The sequence below is a fragment of the Tenacibaculum skagerrakense genome (genome assembly GCF_004345825.1).
Lineage (GTDB): Bacteria > Bacteroidota > Bacteroidia > Flavobacteriales > Flavobacteriaceae > Polaribacter > Polaribacter skagerrakensis.
The window spans coordinates 1,290-24,921 of the sequence record NZ_SLXM01000005.1 but is presented as its reverse complement, the minus strand read 5'-3'; the positions used below and the strand labels follow the sequence as shown (position 1 = coordinate 24,921).

Below are 23,632 nucleotides of genomic sequence, written 5' to 3'. Positions count from 1 at the left end.
TATATATATGCCACATTTTGTAATCGATTGTTCAAAGAATATTATAAACTTAAAAACTCCTGAAGAAATAATTCAGAAGGTTTATGATAGCGCAGATGCTAGTAATTTATTTGCCAAAGGAGATATTAAAGTTAGAATTAACCCTTTTGAATATTATACTGTAGGAAATACAAAGGATGATTTCATTCATGTTTTTGCAAATATTATGCAAGGAAGAACAATAGCTCAAAAGAAAGAGCTTTCAAATAGTATTGTATCAACACTAAAACAAATGTTTCCTAATGTTCCTATAATTTCAATTAATATCAGAGATTTTGAAAAAGCTACATATTGCAACAAATCTATGGTTTAATTTGTACAATTTATACATAGCAAACGAGGTTAAAATCAAATTTTAACCTCGTTTTTTTTAATCTTTATTATGTGTTTTTCTTAACTTATTTTTTCTTTTTGGTTTTCCACGGACCTAATTCTAGCTTTAACTGCGTTGTTCCTGTTGGAAAAGCTCCTGAAAACTCAGCTGGTACTGGAGGTTGTTTTGTTTGTTGAATCTCTATAGGATCTTCATCGTAGGCAAATCCGTAAGCTTGCGCCATATAATCTCCTTGAGCTGACTTTATAGCATTTTTAGGGAGCGCAAAAATATTTTGTGAACCAACTTTAGCCGTATGCATAAAGTATGAAAATAAATTCTGTGGTTGATTAGCTGGATACCAATCTGTTTCCTTACCCCAACTTGTAGTTGTTCTTCCGTTACTAGTAGTGTCTGTTGATTTTACTAGAGCAACTCCCCTATTTAATGCCGTACTTATTTGATTTTCTAAACCATTTACTATAGTTTGAACATTTTTATCAGAATACCTGTAAGATCCATCAGCAAACAAACCTAATCCTGCAAAAGTCATATGACCAGAAGAGTAATAATAGTTTGTTGATGCTTTCGAAAATTTGTACTGGAACTTAGGAGAAGCACACTTTGGCTTGGTATTAACATTTACAGATACAATTTCATTTTCTGTGTTTTTATTAATTTGATTGATGGTTATTGTTTGATCTGTTATACATCCGCCATTACTTATGTACATTCCTTCTACTAAACCAACATCATTTGGTAAAGGATTTTCAAACGTTAAAACGTTGTTTGATATAGAACCTTTAATTGGCATTCTCTTTTTAGTTGTTGCATCTAAATAAGAAACTACAGAAAATCCTACTGGATTAAACACATATAGTGTTTCAGATAACGTTGGTGCTTTAAATTCCAAAGCATCATGTTTATTCGATGTACCTGGGAAAACAACATCTTTTATTGGAGATACTTTAAAATAGTATTCAGTTCCATCATTGTTCTTTTGCCAAATATTCATATTGTAAGAGGCATCTGTGAAAATTTTATTCAACGCAGTGTCAAAAACCGTTTCTAAAGAACTGGTATTATTTTCTAAATACAAACCAGGGTTTAACAAAGCAACCAAATCTTTATCCACCGGATAATACAAATCATTGTAAGCAGTTGAGTTCGAATAATTTTTCATAAATGGCTTATAAGCATCTGCAATTGCTTTTCCACTAATTCCGGCTGTTTGTCCTACTCTACCTAATTCTTTTCCTGTTGTATCTTCAGCTATAACAGAAACTGGGAAGAAAAAACCATCAACAGATGAAACATCTAAAAACATTCCTTCATTTGCTAAGTATGTAACTTCAATATAATTATACTGAGGAAAATCTGATTGAGGTGGATTACCAACTTGATTTACATCTGTACCATAACTATTGTACTTAAATCCTAAATTTCCATTAGATGTTTTACTTGAATTGTCTTTGTAAGTTTTACTAGTGTTTTTTACAAAAAAGTAAATTCTTGCTCCATCAATTGGGTTTAAATTACTCAACTTAATACTGGTTATGTCTGATCCTAACTCATAAGAAGTTATATACCCTTTTTTATCAGATATAGTTGTAAACGCTCCTTGTTTTGTATTTGAATCTACTATTAATTTTTTCTTTGATCCAGTACTGAAACCCAACACATAAACCTTATAGTTTGAATCTAATCCTGTTAAATTTTCTAGTGATAATACATACGAAGATTTAACACTTTTGTTTTGATACTTAAATTTAGTTGAAGAAACTCCATATTTTCCTTGAACCTCTACCGAAAGATTCACACTATCTTTCGCGTGTGCCGGACTTTTTACAGTTATTAACGTATCCGAAACTGTTAATGGCGTGCTTCCTGATTCTCCAAATTTCACGTAACTAGCTCCTGTAAAATACTTTCCATGAATGGTAATTGTTTCATTCCCTTTGGTTGAACCTTTTGGTGGATTAAAAGATTTTATATGTGGTAATTTATAGTTAAATTTTGGTTGATTCTTACATGTAACACTTCCAACTAAAACTTTAACGTTAACAGATTGTTCTTTACTAACTGCTGGATTTCTTACTATAATTTTAGAATCCGAAACAACAGTTATATCACTTGATAAAACTCCCGTAACCCCAAATTGAACTGTTATTTTTGATGATGATTTAAAACCGCTTCCGTTAATAGTTACTAAAGTATTTCCGTATAAAGAGCTTGAACTCGGACTAATGCTGTCAACATTTTGTGCAGTTATCTGATAAACTGAAAAAACAAGTAGCATAAGTAGTTTTCTAAAAATCGAATTTGTAATAGTTTTCATGATAATTGATATAAAGTTTGGTATTTGTAAAAACAGCATAATTCTGTTTCTGAAAGTCTAAATTAGACACGAATGATAACTTCAAAAGTATAATTTCTATGAGTGTAGTTCAAATTGGCATAAAAGATTGTTTTTAAGGAACAAAAATTATTCTTTAAAGTAGTTATTATTTTTCAATTTGATTAACTACCTATATTTGCCTGAAATACATTTTTTTGAAATTAAAAGAGCAACATAAAGTAAAGAATAGCATAGAACCAATTCGCTTACAAGAATACGCTATTGGAATATTTAGTACTGTACCGACAAAATCAGGAATTAAAAAAGCCATTAAAAAAGGATTGGTTTTTGTAAATGGAAATGTAGCTACTACAGCATTAGTAATTACTGGAAATGAGTTAATTGAATTATTCCAAAATGAAACTACTGACCCTAAAAAACAATTTATATTTCCCTTACAAGTTGTTTTTGAAGATGATTTTATGGCTGTAATTTATAAACCTTCTGGTATTGTAGTTAGCGGAAACTCTTTTGCTACCATTAACAATGCTCTAGAACAAAATTTAAAAGCTAGTACCCAACAAGATGCCGTAATTCCGAGAGCTGTTCATCGATTAGATTATCCTACAAGTGGTTTGCTATTAATTAGTAAAACAAATGCTACCACTTACCATCTAACAAAGTTCTTTGAGGAAAAGAAAATTCAAAAAACATATCATGCTGTTACCATTGGTAAAATGAAAAATGAAGGAGGAATTGAAATGCTAATTGATGAAAAAGAATCGTACTCAGCATATAATGTTTTAAAAAGTATTCCCTCTGAAAAATATGGATTTCTAAACCTTGTAGAACTTAATCCTAAAACCGGAAGGAGACATCAGCTAAGAAAACATTTACACGGAATTGGAAATCCTATTCTAGGCGATAAAGATTATTTTATTGAAGACTTAATTTCATACGGAAATGGATTATACTTACATGCCACTTCTTTAGAATTTACTCATCCTATTACAACTAAAAAGATGTTCATTTCCTCAGAATTACCCAAAAAATTTAAGCGCCTTTTTCCAGATGTTTCATTGTAAGTGCTAATCTAGCTATAAATTCTTTAATTTCATTTTCATTACAACTCGCAAATCCCATACGAATACAATTATGGTTTGTATTTGCAGTGTCATAACGTTCATATTCTCCTATATCGAGTTTATACTTTTTGGCAACCTCTGCAACAGCTGTCCATTTGTAAGGTTCTTTCAAATGTACCCAAACCGCCATACCTCCTTTTGGAATTTCAAACTCAACATACTTTGATAGTTTTTTAGATAATAGATCACAAAATAAGTCTCTTCGAGTCTTATAAATCTTTAGAACTTTTCGAATATGGCTATCCAAATCTCCCGACTGAATAAAATCGGCAAAAGTCAGTTCTAATAAAGCATCTCCTTGTCTATCCACAATTCTTCTCAAATTTGCTGCTTCCTCTATAAAAGATGTATTTGCTATCAAATAACCTATTCTAAAAACAGGAGCCACCGTTTTACAAACTGAACCAATGTAAATAACATTTCCATTAGTATCATGGCTCGCTAATGGTAAAATGGGTGCGTGATTGTAATTAAAATCGTAATCATAATCATCTTCTAAAATGGCAAAACCAAACCTTTTCGCTAAATTCAATAAATGAATTCTACGTTCAGCAGACATTGTTACTGTTGTTGGATGATGATGATGAGAGGTTACATAAACCGCTTTTACCGTGTGTTTTTTACATAACTCTTCTAAATCATCCATAACCAAACCACACTCATCAACATCAATACGTTTTATAGTAGCTTTAGCATTTAAAAAAGTTATGTCGGCAGAAATATAGTTTGTATTACCAACGACTACTACATCACCTTTTCTTAATAACAATTGAGAGCTCAAATAAATTCCATTTTGACTTCCTCTTGTTATTAGTATGTTTTCTTTTGATATGTGTAATCCTCTAGTTGTGTTTAAATAATTTGCTAAAACCTCTCGCAACTTTTCATTTCCATACGTACTTCCATAAGACAAGTGCTCAAAAATAGATTTTCTACTGGCGATTCTTCTGTAGGTTCTTGCTATTTCATTAACAGGAGTTAATCTCGTATCAGAAATTCCATCATTAACATATAATACACCTTCTAGTAATTCATTTGTTTTTCTATTAAGAAATTGATTAGTGTAAAAGCTAAATCCTTGAATCGAATCAATCGCTACCTTTTCTTCTACATAATCTTGAGGCGTAACATCTGGCAGACAACTATTTACAAAAGTTCCTTTTTTAGGAATACTTTCTACCCAACCTTGCAATAATAATTCCTCATAGCATGCTACAACTGTTTTACGATGAACTTGTAAAATATCAGATAATGTTCTTGTACCAGGCAACTTGGTATTTGGAGGTAACTTTTGATCTTTTATTAACTGAATCAATTGATTTGACAACTGAACATATAGTGGTTGAGCACAAGATCTGTCAATAAACAAAGAAGTTTTATACGGAAACATCTGGACTATTAATTTTGTTTTTTCTGGACTAAGTATACAGTCCATAAAAGTAGTAATTTTAGCTTATAAATTAATTCAACAATGCTTATTACAGAATTACAACCAACTGAATTTGACGTTTATTACAAGAGATATATTGATAAACTTCCTTCAAACACTAGTTTACTGAAAAGCTTTTCAGAAGGAAAAGAAAATACAATTAATTTCTTTTCAAACATCAAAAAAGAAAAACTGGAATATCGATATCAACCTGAAAAATGGTCTGTAAAAGAAATATTACAACATCAAATAGATACTGAGCGTATTTTCATGAATCGTTGTTTTAGAATTGCTCGAAGAGACACAACTGCGCTAAGTGGTTTTGATCAAAACATTTATATAGAACCTTCAGGAGCACATCAAAAATCTATAGAAAATTTGATTATAGAATTTTCAATAAACAGAGAACATTCAATTAATTTTTTGAGTTCAATTTCGAATGAAGATTTATGTTTTATTGGAAATGCAAATGGTAATGCTATGTCTGCTAGAGCAGCGGCATTTGTAATTCCTGGTCATGATATTTGGCATCAAGAAATTATTAAAGAACGATATTTATAAGATGAAGAAAAACGTAGGTATTTTTATTTTTGACGATGCAGAAGTATTGGATTTTGCAGGTCCTTTTGAAGTTTTTTCGGTAACATCAGAACTAAATAACTTTGAATTATTTAATGTATTTACAGTGGCTAAGACCAAAACTGCAATTAGAGCTGTAAATGGTTTATCTGTAAATCCGACTTACAATTTTACCGATTGTCCTAAAGTAGATATTTTAATTCTGGCTGGAGGAAATGGAACTAATCAAGCTGTTAAAGATCCAGTAGTAATTAATTGGATTGCTGAAAAACATCAAGAAACTGAAATAACAATGAGTATTTGTTCTGGTTCTCGATTTTTAGCAAAAATCGGAGCATTAGATGCTAATCCGTATTGTACACATCATCTTGTATATAGCGATATGAAAAAATTAGTTCCGTCAGGAATTCCAATTAAAGAGAAAAGATTCACACAATCTAACGAGAAAACCTACACTTCCGGAGGAATTTCTGCTGGTATTGATTTGTCTTTTCACGTAATTAACAAGTTACATGGAAAGGAAATAATTCAGAAAACAGCTACTTACATGGAGTATCCAATTCATAAAGAAGTTTACGATTTATAAAATGACAACAACTCATAAAATAAAACTAGCCACAGCAAACGATGTTGAACTTTTGGCTTTGTTGGGACGTGTTACCTTTAGAGAGTCTCATGGAAATTATATAGAAGACAAAACCAATCTAAATGAGTATTTAGATACGTCTTTTTCTTTTGAAAACACTCAAAAGCAAATAAATGATTCTAACAATGTTTATTTTATAATTTATAAAAATAATTTTCCTGTAGGATATTCCAAGCTAGTTTTAAATGCTACTTCTCCTTTTATACCTAATAAACGTAGTTGTCGTTTGGAACGTATTTATGTGTTAGATGAATTTATCTCTCAAAAATTCGGAATTGATTTATTAAACAAAACCATTGAAAAAGCTCAAGAATTGAATTTTGAAGTAATCTGGTTATCTGTTTACATAAAGAATACTAAAGCAATTAATTTTTATTTAAAAAACAATTTTGAAGAAGTAGGAAGTATTTCTTTTAAAATAAGTAAGCAAGGATATGAAAATCCGATTCTAGCTAAAAAATTATAATTATGAAAGAATTTGAAAAAACAAAATTGAATAGAATCAAACGAGGTGCTAACAGAGCCGTTTACGATACAGAAACTATTAATTCAATTCTTGATGCTGGTTTTATTGCCCAAGTAGGATATATCTACGATGGTTATCCGATTAGTATACCTATGGCGTATACTAGAAAGGACGATAAAATTTACTTACACGGTTCGACAGCAAACAGAATGTTAAAAGCTATTTTAGAAAGTGGTAAAACCTCTATTAATGTAATGCATTTAGACGGATTAGTCATTGCACGTTCTGGATTGCATCATTCTGTAAACTATCGTTCGGTAACCTTATTTGGTGAGTTGAAAGAAATTATTGAAGACTCAGAAAAAAGTAAACTCCTAGGAGATATTGTAGATCAAATGATTCCAAATCATTGGGAAACGCTACGTCCAATGCATCAAAAAGAATTAGACAGAACCATAGTTGTAGAATTTACCATTACTTCTGCATCTGCAAAAATTAGAGCAAAAGGTGTTAATGACGAACCTGAAGATTATGAATTACCTTACTGGGCTGGAGTTATTCCAGTTAAACAAGTATTAGAAGCTCCTATTCCTGACAAAGGGTATCCTTCAACGATTAATATTCCACAACATATAGAAACACATTATAACAAATTCAAATAAATATTGTTATACATACAAAAAAAGACGGCTCTATGCAAGATACCGTCTTTTTGTTTTTAGGGGATTTATTAACTCAAATTATTTACGGCGGCAAAAATATCTTTTTGACAACTACCTAATGTAAATAAATTGTTACTTAATTTACAAAAACATCATCTATAAACATAGTATAAGAAACAGGAAAATAGTAGACTAAAAAAAGAAAACAGCTTTACAAATAAAGCTGTTTTTTTCAGGAGGCATAAATTCAAATAATACAATACTAAATTAGGCATAATTCTTTAATTAAAATGTGAAGAAAGTGTTAGAAAAATGTTATAAAAAACAATTATAAACCTACTGATTTACTAGGAGTTAAACTTATTCTCTTCAATACCTTTGTCATATTAAATATTTAGAAAACAGAGTATCATAATCACCAAATTAGCAACTAAAATTTTTCGTCTTTTTTCTTAGAAAGCTCCAAGACTTTAGTAAAATTAAAACTGTAGATTTACATCATGAAAAAATACGATGTCGCAATTCTTTCTGAAAGAAGATATATCAATCCACCTGAAGTTAACAACTACATTTCAAATGTTTTATTAGAAGATGATTTAGTTAAAAAAGCGTTAGAAAATGATGGATTAAAAGTTATACGTTTGTCATGGGATGATCCTAATTTTGATTGGTCTTCTACTAATTTCATTTTATTTAGAACTACTTGGGATTATTTTGATCGTTTTGAAGAGTTTTCTGAGTGGTTAACAAAAGTTAGTCAACAAACTAAACTAATCAATTCCCAAGCCATAATCCGTTGGAATTTAGACAAGCACTATCTCTTAGATTTACAAGAAAATGGAGTCCACATTTGTGAGTCGTATTTTATTGAAAAAGACTCAACTTTAACCTTACAAGAACTATCTAATAAACATAAGCTAGACAATTTTGTTATCAAGCCTTGTGTTTCTGGTGCAGCAAGACACACCTATAAAATCAATGCAAAAAACATTTCTGATCATGAGGATTTATTCAAAGAATTAATCTCAAAGGAAGCTTTTATTATGCAGCCATTTCAACATAATATTGTAGAAAAAGGTGAATTATCATTAATGATTATGAATGGAACCTTTACCCATGCAGTTTTAAAAATTGCAAAACCTGGTGATTTTAGAGTCCAAGATGATTTCGGAGGTTCTGTGCATAACTATACGCCTACTCCTGAAGAAATTGCTTTTGCTGAAAATGCAGTAAATGCTTGCAAAGAAAAACCAATGTATGCAAGAGTTGATATTTTTACCGATAATAATGGTAAATTAGCTATCGCAGAGCTAGAGTTAATTGAGCCTGAACTTTGGTTTAGAATGTATCCTGAAGCTGCTGCAAAACTATCGGAAGGTATTAAAAAGTTAATCCAAAACTAATCTAACAACTTATGACAAAATTTTTTAAAGTAGTAGGAGTTTTTATAGCACTATTAATTATTACTTTTTTAGTCTTATTTTTTAGTAAAAACGAATCATTACCAACGGGTGAAAAAGGTGAAAAAGCAGAAGAATTAGCTACTAAAATGTTAGCCGCTATCAATCACGAAGCTTTTAAAAATGCGGAGCTTTTAGAATGGTCTTTTAGAGAAAATCATCATTACAAATGGTTTAAATCAGAAGGGAAAGTGGAAGTTTCTTGGGATCAAAATAAAGTAATTTTAAACACTAGCAACCCAGCACAAAGTGAAGCTTTTGTAAACGGAGAAAAAGTTGATAACTTAGAAATAATTTCAACGGCACTAGCCTATTTTAACAATGATAGTTTCTGGTTAATTGCGCCTCATAAAGTTATGGATAGTGGTGTTGAAAGAAGTATTGTTACAAACGAAAATAAAGATGCTTTACTAGTTACATATACTTTAGGCGGAACTACTCCTGGCGATTCTTACTTATGGATTTTAGATGAAAATAATTTCCCGACTGGTTATAAAATGTGGACGAGCATTATTCCAATTGGCGGTGTATATGCTTCTTGGAACGACTGGATAGACACAGAAGCTGGCTTTAAACTTCCTACCAAACACGAAACCAATTTATTTGATTTGACAATTACTATGGGAAATCCTAAAGCTTCAACTCCTAAGGCAGATACTTTAGCTAACAAAATTTTAAAAGCCATTAAACATGAAGCTTATAAAACCACTAAAAATATTGAATGGAGCTTTGGAGGAAGAAGATCTTATAAGTGGAATAAGGAAGAACATATTGTTGAAGTAACATGGGATACAACTAAAGTAGTTTTACATCCTAACAACCTTGAAAGAAGTACCATTTATTTCAATGAAAAACTTTCTGAAAGCAAAGACAAAGCAATTATTAAAAAAGCAGAAGACTATTTTAATAATGATAGTTTTTGGCTAGTGGCTCCTCATAAACTATTTGAACCAGGTATTTTACGTTCTGTAAAAGAAACAGACGGAAAAGAAGCGCTTTTAGTAAAATACACTACTGGCGGAACAACTCCGGGTGATTCTTACTTATGGATTTTAGATGAAAATTATGTTCCGAAAAGTTATAAAATGTATGTACCTAGTATGAAAATGAATGGTGTTCCTGCAACTTGGGAAGATTGGATTACTACTGAAAGCGGAACTTTATTACCCAAAATGCATCGATTTGGAAAAGATCGTGAGTTAAGTATGGGAGATGTAAAAGCTTATTAAAACTAACAATACTGTAACCATTATAAAAATGACCTCTTAAACACAAAAGTTAAGAGGTCGTTTTATTTTATATCAGTTACTTCAATTGTATTTGTGTTTAAAGTATATTTAAAATACTTTCCTAAAGCTGTTGATAATACCATAAATTCATTCATTTGATACAATTCACCATATAATCTAAAAGTACAAATATCAGTAGCTGTGATAAATGGTGTCATTTTTAAATGTGAATGAATTACAGAGACTACTACCGAGCCATCTTTCATTTTTGTTTGTGCAGGAATAACGGTTTTATGAAATTTTCTAGAGGATAGAATTTTTCCTTCTTTATCTGTTTTAAAATAATAGTCGTTCCCAAAAGGAATAACTTCAGGATAATTAGTTCCCATAATAACATAAAACTTATAGCCTGTCTCCTCTTCTATTAACACTAAGTTCGGAGTATATCCATTTGTAATAGTTACTTGATATTTTGGATTAGAAAATTGATTGATAATTGTATTTCTAATAGCTAGCAGATTTTTCTCTTTTGATGATAATTCAACTAGATTAAAATCGGTGCTAAACGGAACGTTTAAATCTTTTATAGTAAATGTATATGTTGCTATTCTTTTTTGGAAAACCTTATCCGTAAAAATACCATAAACAGTATCATTAGAATGGTATACTAAATACCCTCCTATTTGATGCTTTAAAGATTCATTCTGCATAATTAAATCTGATGCTTTCCAAGCCACTTTCTCATAGCTATATAACAAATCGGCTTCAGCAATTATAGAATCTAATTTACTTTTTAACGCCTCTTCTTTTATTGCTGTTTGTGAAAAAGAATTAGCGGTTAATAACAATGCTATAATCAGTGTAATGTAATTTTTCATCCGTAAAATTTTTGAAATTGATTATTTAAAAAGGCTAAATAAAAGAAGAAAAAACGATTTTAAAAGCCAAAATCCTCCAATAAGAACTATAAAACCAAAAATCCAGATTTTAACAAAATCACTTAATTTTTCTGAATAAGAAAAGGCTTTATCTAACAAATGTGAAAAAAAGTTTATGATTGTTTTCATAACAGTTTTTCAAATGTAGAAATTTTTAATTTATTTGTTCACTTTTTAAATATACTTTTGCATAATGCGCGTAGATATAATTACAGTTGAACCTGATTTAATTAAAAGCCCTTTTCAAAACTCAATGATGAAAAGAGCCATCGACAAAGGTTTAGCTGAAGTACACTTTCATAACTTAAGAGAATTCGGACAAGGAAATTATCGTCAAATTGATGATTACCAGTTTGGTGGAGGTGCTGGTATGGTATTAATGATTGAACCAATTGCAAAATGTATTGAGGGATTATTAGCTGAAAGAAGTTATGATGAAATTATTTACATGACGCCAGATGCTCCAACGTTAAATCAAGCTACCGCTAACACGCTGTCTTTAAGCGAAAACATTATTATTCTTACAGGACACTATAAAGGTGTCGATCAACGAGTTAGAGATAAATACATTACCAAAGAAATATCTATTGGTGATTATGTACTAACTGGTGGTGAATTGGCAGCAGCTGTTTTATGCGATGCTGTTATTCGTTTAATTCCTGGTGTATTGGGCGACGAAACTTCTGCCCTAACCGATTCATTTCAAGATAATTTACTTTCTCCTCCAGTATACACAAGACCTGCTGATTATGAGGGAATGAAAGTTCCAGATATTTTATTATCAGGAAATTTTCCTAAAATAGAAGAATGGCGTTCTGAAAAGGCCTACGAACGTACTCAAAAAATAAGGCCCGACTTATTAGATGAATAATATTTATAAGCTTATTCAAAAGCATCCTGCATTGAGTATTGTAATTGGTTTTCAATGTTTTCGCTTTATACTTTTACCTTTTATGGGATTAATGCCCCAAGATGCGTATTATCATTTTTATGGTGAAAATTTTTCTTGGTGTTATTTAGATCACCCAGGTATGATAGGCTATTTATTACGAATATTTACGCTTGTATTTGGGAAAACAGTATTTGTTATTAAACTGACTGATTTTGTAATTACCTCATTAACATTACTGAGCTTTTATAAATTAGCAGAATGTTTTCTATCCAAAGAAAAACTCAAGTATGCTATTATTTTAATAGCTTCAACATTTTTCATTTCAATTTTATCATTTAACTCAACACCAGATGTTCCATTACTATTATTTTGGACATTAAGTGTTTTGTTTCTTTACAGAGCAATTTTTGAACATAAAAAAGCTTCTTGGATATATGCTGGAATCGCTATGGGATTGGCTTTTGACAGTAAATACACCGGACTTTTACTTCAAATTGGTTTACTAGCTTTTATTCTTTTCTCTAAACATCATAGAAAATTATTAATATCGCCTTGGCTTTGGATTTCTCTAATAGTTTCAGCAATTATAACTTTTCCTGTATGGTTTTGGAACTATCAAAATGATTTTGCTTCTTTCTTATTCAAATCTTCTGATAGAACCAGTAGTATTTCAAAGTTTAAAATTTCACCAAAATATTTCTTTGGAGCTTTAGGTCATCAATCTTTGTTGTTACTTCCAATACTTTTTGGAACATTCTTAATTTTTACTTTTAAATACATTAAACGATTTTTACTAAAGTTTAAATTACCTAGCAGTAAAATTCTTTTTTTACTTGCGTTTTTTATTCCAACTTTTTTAGGCTTTCTATCCTTAACTCCAGTGTATTGGGTAAAATTAAATTGGATGATGCCTTCTTACATTACAGGAATTATTTTGACGAGTATATTCATCACTAGAAAATGGGTTCGTTATCAAGTTATATTTTCTGTTGTAATTCATGTATTAGTTAGCATACAATTACTTTTTTATGTAGTGCCAATTAAAAGTGACGATACCTGGGTTGGCTGGAAAGAGCTAGCTTCCGAAATTGATACTTTAAAAGAAACCTTTCCAAATACTTTTGTGTTTGCCGATGATGGTTATAAAACCACCGCTGCATTAAACTTTTTTATGGAAGAAAAAGTATATGCACAAAATGTAATTGGTTTAAAAGCGTTGCATTTTGATTTCCTAGGAGACGACTTAACCATTTTGAATGGTAAAAATGCTTTTTTTATCGATTCTGATAAGCGCTTTAAAAACGAAGATAAAAAAGGACATATTCTAAATGAAGTGAAACCCTATTTTGAAAAATGTACAGAATTAGAACCTATTATAATTACAAAGCATGGTAAAAAAGTTCGAAAGTTTTGGATTTACTTTTGTGAAAAATACAAAGCTACACCTTAGATAATTTATAAAGAAACACGTATTTAACTACTACTCCACTTCTTTCAATAGATATTGTTTTTACTAAAGAAATTTTATTAAAAGTATTTTCGAATAATTCTTTAGGATTTTTAAAATTTCTACTATCTGTTATATATAAAACTTCATTCTCTACTATTGGGTACACTTTATTAATCCAATAGTATTTATGAATTTCATTCAAACTTCCAACTCCATAAACCTGCATTTTATTAGGTCTAGCTATATAATAATCAATATGAGCTGCTGGATACCAACGATTTGAAATAATTGGTAGTTTTAAAAATTGTTCTTCTTCAAAAACGCTAGATAATTTTTCGGAAGCTTGTTTCCATCCATACATATCTAATAAAGCGTCTTTCCTACCTAGTTTTTCTTTATGTTCTGAAAAGTTTGCTGGCAAAAACCAACCTTTGTTTATCACAAAGGTTGCTATTACTAATAGCGTTGAAAAACTGATCAATCCGATTTTCAGATTCTTGATAATGTGTTGTTTTCTTTCGGAAAGAAAAACGGCTAAAAAAGGCAATAAGGTTAAATATGCAACACCCGACCAATGTGGTAATGTATTTCTTGAAACTGAAAGGTAAATTGTTGTAATAATTAAAGGCAATGAACAACTAAAAAAGAATGCTTGTTGATGGTTATTGAATTGAAACTTCTTCTTTCGAACAGCTATAACCATCACAATAATCATAACTACTATATAGGGATTGTTATATAAAAACTGTCCTAAAATCTCTCGTAAAAACGAATTCTTATTGAATCTCAGACTAAAAAATGAAACTCTATTTCCATGGAATTTATAGCTAATAAAATCATTTGTATAATTCCAATAATAAATTAATCCAATTGCTATTAAAGGAAGAATAAAGCCAAGGTAGAAAAATATGTTTTGTAACCACTTTCTATTCCAAAACAACACATACAATCCGACTCCAAATAACAAATAAATAGCTTGGTATTTAGAATACAATGCCAATCCTGCAAACAAAAATGCAAGTAGTAATTTTACTATTAATTTTGAACTTGGTTCTTCTGGTAGTACTTGTATAAAAAAATAGAAGCTTAATAACCAAAATAAGACTAGTGGAGAATCTGGTAAAATGAAGGTTCCTGCAATTATAAATCCATAAATACTTAAACAATAAAGTAATAGTGCAATAAAACCTGTTTGTTCATCTTTGATATAAGTTCCTATCAAAAATACAACATACATACTTATAGTAGATGGAACAATTGCAGCTAATCGAATAACCAATTCGGAATTAAAATAAAGATTTCCAGTAAATAACTGAATAAAAAAACCAACCATTGGAGGATGATCAAAATGACTTATGTCTGGATACTTTGCATACAACCAATAATACACTTCATCGTTTCCAAACTCTAAATTGCCACCAATAAACAATCGTAATAAAACACTAAATAGAAGTACTATACATACTTGTTTCTTATAAGAGTTCATTAATGAATTCTCTTTCGTTCTGGAAATATTAAAGACATACTCACAAATGCAATTACAATACCTAAAACCGATCCAACAAAAATATCTATCCAAAAGTGTTGAGATAAATAAACTCTAGAAATACCAGCGATAAATGCCAAGAAAATCCATAAATACTGTGACATACACTTTCTATAATAAATACATAAAATAGCGAATACAGTAAAAGCCGTCATTGTATGTCCAGATGGAAAAGAATTCCAAAAAGCCATTTTAACGCCATCTATTACATGCAAATTCTCAACTCCAAAAAAACCTGCTGGCCTAGGTATTCCTTTGAATAGTATTTTTTTAAAAAAATGGGTTACCAGTAAAGTTAATATTCCTCCCACCCCAAAAACCAAAGACATTCGTTTGTTAATAAAAAAGAAAATAACAACAAGAACACCAAACATGGCTCCATCTCCTAAATGTGTAGAGTATTTAAAAAATCGATCAAAGAAAGTCGAGTGATATTGATTTAATGTTAAATGTAACTCAGACTTCTTATATATAGAAACTAAGATGATAGAGAGTATAAAAAACAATAGATAAGTAAAAAAAACTTCTTTTCGTATTACTTTTAAATGAAAAAGTAGCGTTTTTATAGTTTGCTCGCCTTTAATCTGTAAAGGTTTTTTAGTCGTTTTTATAACGTTTTCCATCAATAGTTTTGTTTAGCATCGCAATATATTTTTGAAATATGTACTCTGCTTTAACCAAGTTTTAAGTAATCTTTATCTATAAATACACTTAGCAACTATTAATCAACAGTTTATTAATCTAACTTTCTGTTTTATTTACCTAAATTTAATTGACTATTTTATTTTTCATATTAGAAAAACATACTATATTTGCACACGCAAAATCAACCTCTGACGAGAATCGTGAATGTTGCTTTGTAAATCTTAAAGATTTTTCAACAATGGATTTAATTAAATTTGTTCAAGACGAATTCGTAACTAAAAACGATTTACCAGAATTCGCAGCAGGAGATACAATTACTGTATACTACGAAATTAAAGAAGGAAATAAAACTCGTACTCAGTTCTTTAGAGGAGTTGTTATTCAAAAAAGAGGAAGTGGATCTTCTGAAACATTTACAATCAGAAAAATGTCTGGTACTGTAGGTGTAGAGCGTATTTTCCCAATTAACTTACCTTCTATTCAAAAGATCGAAATTAACAAAACTGGTAAAGTACGTAGAGCTAGAATCTTTTACTTTAGAGGTCTTACTGGTAAGAAAGCTAGAATTAAAGAAAGAAGAAATTAATTCTTTGTACAAAATATTAAAAAACGATGTTAATTTAACATCGTTTTTTTTTGCTCTTGATTAAAAATTCAAGAATCTTCAACAAAAAGCAAATTTTAATAAAGATTTAATATTTCAAAAACCATTTGTAATACGTAAATTTGCACCACTTCAAACAAAATAACTAGTTAATATATGAGTACAACTGCAAAAATTATGTACACAAAAACCGATGAGGCTCCAGCTTTAGCTACTCGTTCGTTTTTGCCAATCGTAAAAGCATATACCAAATCATCTAACATAGAAATTGTAACTAAAGATATTTCACTAGCAGGAAGAATTCTTGCAAACTTTTCTGATTATTTAACTGATGATCAAAAAGTAGAAGATGCCTTAGCGTTTTTAGGTGAATTAGCTACAAAACCTGAAGCAAACATTATTAAATTACCTAATATTAGTGCTTCTGTTCCTCAATTAAAAGCAGCTATAAAAGAGTTACAAGCTTTAGGATACAATCTTCCTGATTATCCTGAAGATACTGAAACAGATGAAGATAAAGCAGTTTTAGCTCTTTATAACAAAGTTAAAGGTTCTGCAGTTAATCCTGTTTTACGAGAAGGTAACTCAGATCGTCGTGCACCTAAAGCTGTAAAAAATTACGCTAAGAAAAATCCTCATTCAATGGGAGCTTGGAGTTCAGATTCTAAAACTCACGTTGCTACTATGAGTGAAGGTGATTTTGCACACACTGAAAAATCTGTAACTGTACCTAATGCAACAGATGTTAAAATTATACATACAGATGCTAATGGTAACGAAACTGTTTTAAAAGCTAGCACAAAATTATTAGCAGGAGAAATTATTGATGCTTCTGTGATGAATAAAAAAGCATTATTAACATTCTTAGAGGAACAAGTTAACGATGCTAAAGATAAAGGAGTATTGTTTTCATTACACATGAAAGCAACTATGATGAAAGTATCGGACCCAATTATTTTTGGACATGCAGTTCGTATTTTCTTTAAAGATTTGTTTGAAAAACATGGTGCTACTTTCGAAGAAATTGGCGTTGATGTAAACAACGGTTTTGGAAACTTATTAAGTAACTTAGAAGAGCTTTCAGCTGATAAAAAAGCTGAGATTTTAGCGGATATTGAAACAATCTACGCTAACAATCCTGATGTAGCTATGGTAAATTCTGATAAAGGAATTACCAATTTACATGTTCCTTCTGATGTTATTATTGATGCTTCTGTTCCAGCAATGATTCGTACTTCAGGACAAATGTGGAATAAAGACGGAAAACAACAAGATACTAAAGTAACTATTCCTGATAGTTCTTATGCTTCTTTATACCAAACTACAATAGACTTCTGTATAAAGCATGGTGCTTTTGATCCTACTACAATGGGAACTGTTCCTAATGTTGGTTTAATGGCACAAAAAGCAGAAGAATACGGATCTCATGATAAAACTTTTGAAATTGCAGCTAACGGAAAAGTTACTGTTGTTGATAGCGAAGGAAATACTTTAATTGAACATGATGTAGAGCAAGGCGATATTTGGAGAATGTGTCAAACAAAAGATGCTCCAGTTGCCGATTGGGTAAAGTTAGCTGTAACTAGAGCTAAAGCAATGAAAGTTCCTGCTGTTTTCTGGTTAGATAAAAACAGAGCTCACGATGCCGAATTAATTAAAAAGGTAAATGCTTATTTACCAAACTACGATACAAACGGATTAGAAATTTTAATTAAATCTGTTTCTGAAGCTACAGAATATACTTTAGAAAGAGTAAAAGCAGGAAAAGATACCATCTCGGTAACTGGAAACGTATTACGTGATTATTTAACAGACCTATTCCCTATTCTTGAATTAGGTACTTCTGCAAAAATGTTATCTATTGTTCCGTTAATGAATGGTGGTGGATTATTTGAAACTGGTGCTGGTGGTTCTGCTCCTAAGCACGTTCAACAATTTGTAGAAGAAAATCATTTACGTTGGGACTCTTTAGGTGAGTTTTTAGCTTTAGCAGTTTCTTTAGAGCATTTAGGAGAAACTAATAATAATGAAAAAGCTTTAGTATTAGCTGAAACTTTAGACAATGCTATTGAAAAATTATTAGACAATAAAAAATCTCCGTCTAGAAAAGCTGGTGAATTAGATAACAGAGGAAGTCATTTTTACTTAGCTATGTATTGGGCTCAAGAATTAGCTAATCAAGATAAGAATGAAGAACTTAAAAATGAATTCTCTTCTGTTGCAGAAGCTATGCAAACTAATGAAGATAAAATTGTAAACGAATTAAATGAAGTTCAAGGTAAAGCTATAGAAATTGGAGGCTACTATGTTCCAAATGACGAGTTAGCTGATGGTTTTATGAGACCAAATGAAACTTTAAATGCTATTTTAGCAGAGATTTAAAATATCATTATAATATATTGAAAGCCGGTAAAAGTTTTTACCGGCTTTTTTATTGAATCTATTTTGCCATTGTAACAATTCGTTGTGGTAATGGCGCTTCATAACCGGCATTACCAAGTGCCTCTACTATTTTTTGCTTCGTGTCCCAAAAAACATCCCAGTAATTGTTACAATTAACATAAGGCATTGCTAATAACTCAACACTGTTTACTCCTAAATTGTTAACAGCAACTCTAGGTTCTTTTCCTTTTCCTTCTAAAACATTTACATCATCCTTAAGTACATCTAAAACTATTTGTTTTGCTTTTTCAATATCTGAACCATATCTAATAGCAAAAGGCATATCTATCCTAAGGTTTCCAATAGCTGTTAAATTGGTTATTTTATTAGAAGTTATTGTTGAATTAGGAATTATCTCAGTCTCATTCTGAAAAGTTTCAATTACAGTAACAAACACAGAAATTTCTCTTACAAAACCAAAAGCATTATTAGTTTTAATCAAATCTCCCACCTTAAAAGGTCTAAAAATTAATAACATCACTCCAGATGCCATATGACCTAATGATCCATTAAAAGCACTTCCAATAGCAAACGCTACAGCAGCAATCACAGCAGCAAAAGAAGCAGTAGGAACTCCTACAATACCAGCAATTGAAATCAACAAAAGAGCCTTCAAGGCAAAACCTATTAATGTTGTTAAAAACGGACGCAAAGTTTCGTCAACATGTTTATTTTCAAAGAGTCTTGAAACTCCCCGCATAATCATCCTAACAAGCCATAAGCCTAATATTAATGCAGCAAAAGCTCCTAATAGTTTTAGACCCCAATCTCCAAAACCTGTTGCAATAGAATTATAAAAATTTGATAGTGATTGTGTTAAAGTTTCCATTTCTTTATTTATTTTTAGTTCAATTCTATGACACCAGAATCTAGATTTTGTCACTTACTAAAGCATAATTAATTGTAACTTTGGGTTATGAACTTTATCAAAACCACAGAACAAGACTCACACTACAACAATCTCGAAAAAATGTCAATCAATCAATTATTGACTAACATAAATCGAGAAGATAAAACAGTTCCTTTAGCTGTAGAAAAAGCAATTCCTAAGATTGAAAAGTTAGTTGAGGTGATTGTAGAAAAATTAAAGATTGGAGGTAGATTATTCTATATGGGAGCTGGAACAAGCGGTCGGTTAGGAATTGTGGATGCTTCAGAATGTCCTCCAACTTTTGGTGTTTCTCATGATGTGGTAATTGGTTTAATTGCTGGTGGTGATACAGCAATTCGAAAAGCAGTTGAATTTGCTGAAGATTCTGAGGATCAAGGTTGGAAAGATTTACAAGCGCATGATATTAATGAAAAAGATGTGGTTATTGGAATTGCTGCGTCAGGAACAACTCCTTATGTAATTAATGCGCTAAAAAAGTGTAATGAAAACAATATCAATACTGGTTGTATAACTTGTAATGAAAAGAGTCCTTTAGAACTAACGGCAAAGTATCCAATCACAGTTGTAGTTGGTCCCGAATTTGTTACTGGAAGTTCGAGAATGAAAGCTGGAACAGCTCAAAAGTTAGTTTTAAATATGATATCTACTTCCACTATGATTCAACTTGGAAAAGTTAGAGGTAACAAAATGGTAGATATGCAATTGTCAAATAATAAATTGGTAGATCGCGGTGAAAAAATGTTAGTTTCTGAATTAAACATAGACCAAAACACTGCAAAAGATTTATTAAAGCAATACGGAAGTGTACGAGAAGTAATTAAAAACTTTAAAAATGACTGATAAAGCCTACGACAAACCGGTTAAGAATTTTCTCATTTTACTCCTACTCTTAATGGTTTCTCCATTAATGTTAAGCTTAGCTTTTAGAATGGTTAGAACTTTTAAAGAAATGCCTAAAATATTAATTGGTTATATCGTATTAGGAATTTCAATATTTTTAATTTTATTTACAGTCTATTTTGGCTTTAAAGCTTTTAGAACTTTATTAAATTATTTGTTTGATAAATAAAACTACCATAGAAAAATATTTAAACTGGGAATATTGGCCTTCTTCAATGTTTTATGTTCCTAACCTACCCTACGCTTTTTACTTAGCTATTAGAGCAAAACATCCTGCTTTTTTTAGTGCTGCTAATCCTGCTATAAAAAGTTCAGGTAATGGAACAGAAAGTAAATTTGAAACCATTCAATTAGTTCCTGAAAAATATAGACCAAAATCTGTATTAGTAAAGCCAAAAACTAATTTTAAAGAAGTTCTTTCTAATTTAAAATATGCTGAAATTGATTTTCCTCTTATTGCAAAACCCGATATTGGCTTTAGAGGGTTATTAGTCAAAAAAATTGATTCAAAACAAGAATTAGAAAACTATTTAATAAACTATCCTATCAATATTATTCTCCAGGAGTTTTTAGATTATAAAAATGAGTGCGGTGTTTTTTATCATCGAAAACCCAATGAAAAAAAAGGTAGAATTAGCTCGGTTACTTTAAAAAAATTTATTGCTGTTACAGGTGATGGAAAATCAACTTTAAAAGAATTGATTTTAACAGATAAAAGAGCAAAATTATATATTGATTTATTTGAGTCGATTCATAAAAGTAATCTAGATACAATTCCTAAACCAAATGAGACAATAAGGCTTACAGTAATAGGCAATCACTCTAAAGGAACTCAATTTATAAATGGAAGTCATTTAATATCAAAAAAGTTAACAGAAACGTTTGATCAATTAAGTCATTCAATTGATGGATGGTATTATGGAAGAGTAGATATTAAATATAATGATTTTGAAGAATTAGAGAATGGGATTGATTATAAGGTTCTTGAAATAAATGGAATTATTGCTGAACCTACCCATATTTATGACGCTGAAAATTACACTTATTTTAATGCTTTAAGAGAAATTAGGAACCATTGGAAATCATTGTTTTTTATTTCGGTTCAAAATCATAGAACTAAGAAAGTACCTTACAAAAGTGTTAAAAAATTTGTTAATGAAATGTTAGAATTAAGAAATTACATTTCGTCTATAAAAAAATTCCAATAAAAGAAAGTAACGGTCTGTTTAACTAAACAACTACCTTATTATTTGGTTTTTGTGACTATTTTTTGCACCGTGTGTCTTATAAGTAAATCGGTTTTATTACTTTTATGGATTGAAAATCCCCGTTTATGAAGAAATTTATTACCCTACTCATTATTTTTTCAAGCATCTTAGGTTATTCCCAAGTTAAAGTTGGAGACAACCCAGATGTTATTGATGCTAGTTCATTACTAGAACTTGAAAGTAATGACAAAGTACTGGTGCTTACAAGAGTAAATACTCTTCAAATGAATAGTATTACTCCTCTTCAAGGGGCTCTAATATTTAATACTGATGATAGGTGTATCTATCAATATGATGGAAATAATTGGTTAAGTCTTTGTAATATAACTGGAAATCAACCAATAGATCAACAAGTAACTTTTGACCCTGCTACTAATATCCTTACAATAACTACAGGAACTCCTCCTAATTCAACTTCTTCATTTGTGGATTTATCGTCTTTAATTAACGATAATGATAGTGATCCCTCAAACGAGGTTAATATTTCTTTTAGGGTAAATGGTGGAAATTTAGAAATTACTGATAGCAATGGAACTCTTTCAGTTCCTATTTCTGATATAGCAGCACAAGGTGCAACTGGAGCGACTGGTGAGACAGGACAAACTGGTGCGACAGGACAAACTGGTGCTACTGGAAGTACAGGAGAAACTGGTGCGACAGGAAGCACAGGAGCTACAGGAAATACAGGTGCAACGGGTGAAACCGGAGCAATAGGAAGCACAGGAGCTACAGGACAAACTGGTGCAACAGGACAAACTGGAGCTACTGGAGCAACAGGAAATACAGGTGCAACAGGACAAACTGGAGCTACGGGTGCAACAGGTGAAACAGGAGCAACAGGACAAACCGGAGCTACAGGACAAACAGGTGCTACTGGAGCTACGGGTGCAACAGGTGAAACAGGAGCAACAGGACAAACCGGAGCTACAGGACAAACTGGTGCTACTGGACAAACTGGTGCTACTGGAGCTACAGGTGAAACCGGAGCAACAGGACAAACTGGGGCAACAGGACAAACTGGTGCGACAGGAAGTACAGGTGCTACAGGACAAACTGGTGCTACTGGAGTAACAGGTGAAACCGGAGCAACAGGACAAACAGGTGCTACAGGTGAAACTGGCGCAACAGGACAAACTGGAGCGACAGGTGCTACTGGAGTAACAGGTGAAACAGGAGCAACAGGACAAACAGGTGCAACAGGTGAAACTGGCGCAACAGGACAAACCGGAGCAACAGGAAATACAGGTGCTACTGGAGTAACAGGTGAAACTGGTGCAACAGGACAAACTGGAGCAACAGGACAAACTGGAGCTACGGGACAAACTGGAGCAACAGGACAAACTGGAGCAACAGGACAAACTGGAGCTACGGGAGCTACAGGTGAAACTGGTGCAACAGGACAAACTGGAGCAACAGGAAATACAGGTGCAACAGGACAAACTGGAGCTACGGGATCTACAGGTGAAACTGGTGCAACAGGACAAACTGGAGCTACGGGAGCAACAGGTGAAACCGGTGCAACAGGAAATACAGGAGCTACTGGACAAACTGGAGCTACCGGAGTAACAGGTGAAACTGGTGCTACAGGAAATACAGGTGAAACTGGTGCGACAGGAAATACAGGTGCAACAGGACAAACTGGAGCAACAGGTGAAACTGGTGCGACAGGAAATACAGGTGAAACTGGTGCGACAGGAAATACAGGTGAAACTGGTGCGACAGGAAATACAGGTGCAACAGGACAAACCG

General features: G+C 31.5%; 22 protein-coding genes. 16 read left to right on the top strand and 6 right to left on the bottom strand.

Annotation, left to right across the window (positions count from 1 at the left end; all coding sequences use genetic code 11):
• Nucleotides 1-7 precede the first annotated feature (7 nt).
• Nucleotides 8-352, top strand: coding sequence for a 5-carboxymethyl-2-hydroxymuconate Delta-isomerase (locus tag EV195_RS09180; protein ID WP_132794653.1), 345 nt, complete (start codon nt 8-10; stop codon nt 350-352).
• An 85-nt stretch (nt 353-437) separates the two neighbouring features.
• Here EV195_RS09180 and EV195_RS09175 read toward each other — a convergent pair whose 3' ends face one another.
• Entirely contained in the window at nt 438-2,690 is a 2,253-nt protein-coding gene (locus EV195_RS09175) for an IPT/TIG domain-containing protein (protein ID WP_165915707.1), read from the bottom strand.
• A gap of 215 nt (nt 2,691-2,905) precedes the next feature.
• On the opposite strand from EV195_RS09175, the gene EV195_RS09170 reads away from it, so the two are divergent.
• The gene (locus EV195_RS09170; protein ID WP_243693095.1) at nt 2,906-3,775 is read left to right on the top strand and encodes an RluA family pseudouridine synthase; all 870 of its coding nucleotides are present in this window, start codon (nt 2,906-2,908) and stop codon (nt 3,773-3,775) included.
• On the opposite strand, the gene pdxR is transcribed toward EV195_RS09170, so the two are convergent.
• Entirely contained in the window at nt 3,744-5,270 is a 1,527-nt protein-coding gene (gene pdxR, locus EV195_RS09165; RefSeq protein ID WP_132794651.1) for a MocR-like pyridoxine biosynthesis transcription factor PdxR, read from the bottom strand. The genes EV195_RS09170 and pdxR overlap by 32 nt on opposite strands.
• A gap of 36 nt (nt 5,271-5,306) precedes the next feature.
• Here pdxR and EV195_RS09160 point away from each other — a divergent pair, with 36 nt between their 5' ends.
• The 6 genes from EV195_RS09160 (at nt 5,307) to EV195_RS09135 (ending at nt 10,306) form a co-directional block, all read left to right on the top strand.
• Entirely contained in the window at nt 5,307-5,825 is a 519-nt protein-coding gene (locus tag EV195_RS09160; protein ID WP_132794650.1) for a DinB family protein, read from the top strand.
• Nucleotide 5,826: 1 nt separating this feature from the next.
• On the top strand, nt 5,827-6,429 hold the full coding sequence (locus EV195_RS09155) for a DJ-1/PfpI family protein (RefSeq protein ID WP_132794649.1): 603 nt from the start codon (nt 5,827-5,829) through the stop codon (nt 6,427-6,429).
• Between the two features lies 1 nt (nt 6,430).
• Nucleotides 6,431-6,955: a GNAT family N-acetyltransferase gene (locus EV195_RS09150; RefSeq protein ID WP_132794648.1), complete on the top strand. Its 525-nt coding sequence runs from the start codon at nt 6,431-6,433 to the stop codon at nt 6,953-6,955.
• Between the two features lie 2 nt (nt 6,956-6,957).
• A complete protein-coding gene (locus EV195_RS09145) occupies nt 6,958-7,617 on the top strand; it encodes a pyridoxamine 5'-phosphate oxidase family protein (RefSeq protein WP_132794647.1) in 660 nt (219 codons plus the stop codon).
• Between the two features lie 500 nt (nt 7,618-8,117).
• Nucleotides 8,118-9,020 (top strand): ATP-grasp domain-containing protein, encoded by a 903-nt coding sequence (locus tag EV195_RS09140; RefSeq protein WP_132794646.1) that lies wholly within the window; start codon nt 8,118-8,120, stop codon nt 9,018-9,020.
• 11 nt (nt 9,021-9,031) lie between these two features.
• Nucleotides 9,032-10,306, top strand: coding sequence for a hypothetical protein (locus tag EV195_RS09135; protein WP_132794645.1), 1,275 nt, complete (start codon nt 9,032-9,034; stop codon nt 10,304-10,306).
• 62 nt (nt 10,307-10,368) lie between these two features.
• On the opposite strand, the gene EV195_RS09130 is transcribed toward EV195_RS09135, so the two are convergent.
• On the bottom strand, nt 10,369-11,184 hold the full coding sequence (locus EV195_RS09130) for a hypothetical protein (protein ID WP_132794644.1): 816 nt from the start codon (nt 11,182-11,184) through the stop codon (nt 10,369-10,371).
• A 253-nt stretch (nt 11,185-11,437) separates the two neighbouring features.
• Between EV195_RS09130 and trmD the strand changes: the two genes are divergently transcribed.
• The gene (trmD, locus tag EV195_RS09125) at nt 11,438-12,115 is read left to right on the top strand and encodes a tRNA (guanosine(37)-N1)-methyltransferase TrmD (RefSeq protein ID WP_132794643.1); all 678 of its coding nucleotides are present in this window, start codon (nt 11,438-11,440) and stop codon (nt 12,113-12,115) included.
• Nucleotides 12,108-13,586 (top strand): glycosyltransferase family 39 protein, encoded by a 1,479-nt coding sequence (locus EV195_RS09120; RefSeq protein WP_132794642.1) that lies wholly within the window; start codon nt 12,108-12,110, stop codon nt 13,584-13,586. The genes trmD and EV195_RS09120 overlap by 8 nt, the downstream gene beginning before the upstream one ends.
• Here EV195_RS09120 and EV195_RS09115 read toward each other — a convergent pair.
• Nucleotides 13,576-15,072: an ArnT family glycosyltransferase gene (locus tag EV195_RS09115; protein ID WP_132794641.1), complete on the bottom strand. Its 1,497-nt coding sequence runs from the start codon at nt 15,070-15,072 to the stop codon at nt 13,576-13,578. The two genes, EV195_RS09120 and EV195_RS09115, sit on opposite strands and share 11 nt — an antisense overlap.
• Nucleotides 15,072-15,755, bottom strand: coding sequence for a phosphatase PAP2 family protein (locus EV195_RS09110; protein ID WP_132794640.1), 684 nt, complete (start codon nt 15,753-15,755; stop codon nt 15,072-15,074). The genes EV195_RS09115 and EV195_RS09110 overlap by 1 nt, the downstream gene beginning before the upstream one ends.
• Before the next feature lie 260 nt (nt 15,756-16,015).
• Here EV195_RS09110 and rplS point away from each other — a divergent pair, with 260 nt between their 5' ends.
• Nucleotides 16,016-16,363, top strand: coding sequence for a 50S ribosomal protein L19 (gene rplS, locus EV195_RS09105; RefSeq protein ID WP_132794639.1), 348 nt, complete (start codon nt 16,016-16,018; stop codon nt 16,361-16,363).
• Between the two features lie 174 nt (nt 16,364-16,537).
• Complete coding sequence (locus EV195_RS09100) at nt 16,538-18,763, top strand: NADP-dependent isocitrate dehydrogenase (protein ID WP_132794638.1); 2,226 nt, start codon at nt 16,538-16,540, stop codon at nt 18,761-18,763.
• A gap of 58 nt (nt 18,764-18,821) precedes the next feature.
• Here EV195_RS09100 and EV195_RS09095 read toward each other — a convergent pair whose 3' ends face one another.
• Nucleotides 18,822-19,652 carry a mechanosensitive ion channel family protein gene (locus EV195_RS09095; protein ID WP_132794637.1) on the bottom strand — a complete coding sequence of 277 codons (831 nt, stop codon included), beginning with the start codon at nt 19,650-19,652 and terminating at the stop codon, nt 18,822-18,824.
• An 87-nt stretch (nt 19,653-19,739) separates the two neighbouring features.
• Here EV195_RS09095 and murQ point away from each other — a divergent pair, with 87 nt between their 5' ends.
• The 4 genes from murQ to EV195_RS09075 form a co-directional block, all read left to right on the top strand.
• Nucleotides 19,740-20,555, top strand: coding sequence for an N-acetylmuramic acid 6-phosphate etherase (gene murQ, locus EV195_RS09090; protein WP_132794636.1), 816 nt, complete (start codon nt 19,740-19,742; stop codon nt 20,553-20,555).
• Nucleotides 20,548-20,784 carry a hypothetical protein gene (locus tag EV195_RS09085; protein ID WP_132794635.1) on the top strand — a complete coding sequence of 79 codons (237 nt, stop codon included), beginning with the start codon at nt 20,548-20,550 and terminating at the stop codon, nt 20,782-20,784. Before murQ ends, EV195_RS09085 begins: the two co-directional genes overlap by 8 nt.
• Nucleotides 20,774-21,823 carry an ATP-grasp domain-containing protein gene (locus EV195_RS09080; protein WP_132794634.1) on the top strand — a complete coding sequence of 350 codons (1,050 nt, stop codon included), beginning with the start codon at nt 20,774-20,776 and terminating at the stop codon, nt 21,821-21,823. Before EV195_RS09085 ends, EV195_RS09080 begins: the two co-directional genes overlap by 11 nt.
• Nucleotides 21,824-21,948: 125 nt before the next feature.
• Nucleotides 21,949-23,632: beta strand repeat-containing protein (locus tag EV195_RS09075; protein WP_207899780.1), on the top strand; the 1,684-nt coding region annotated here is incomplete at its 3' end.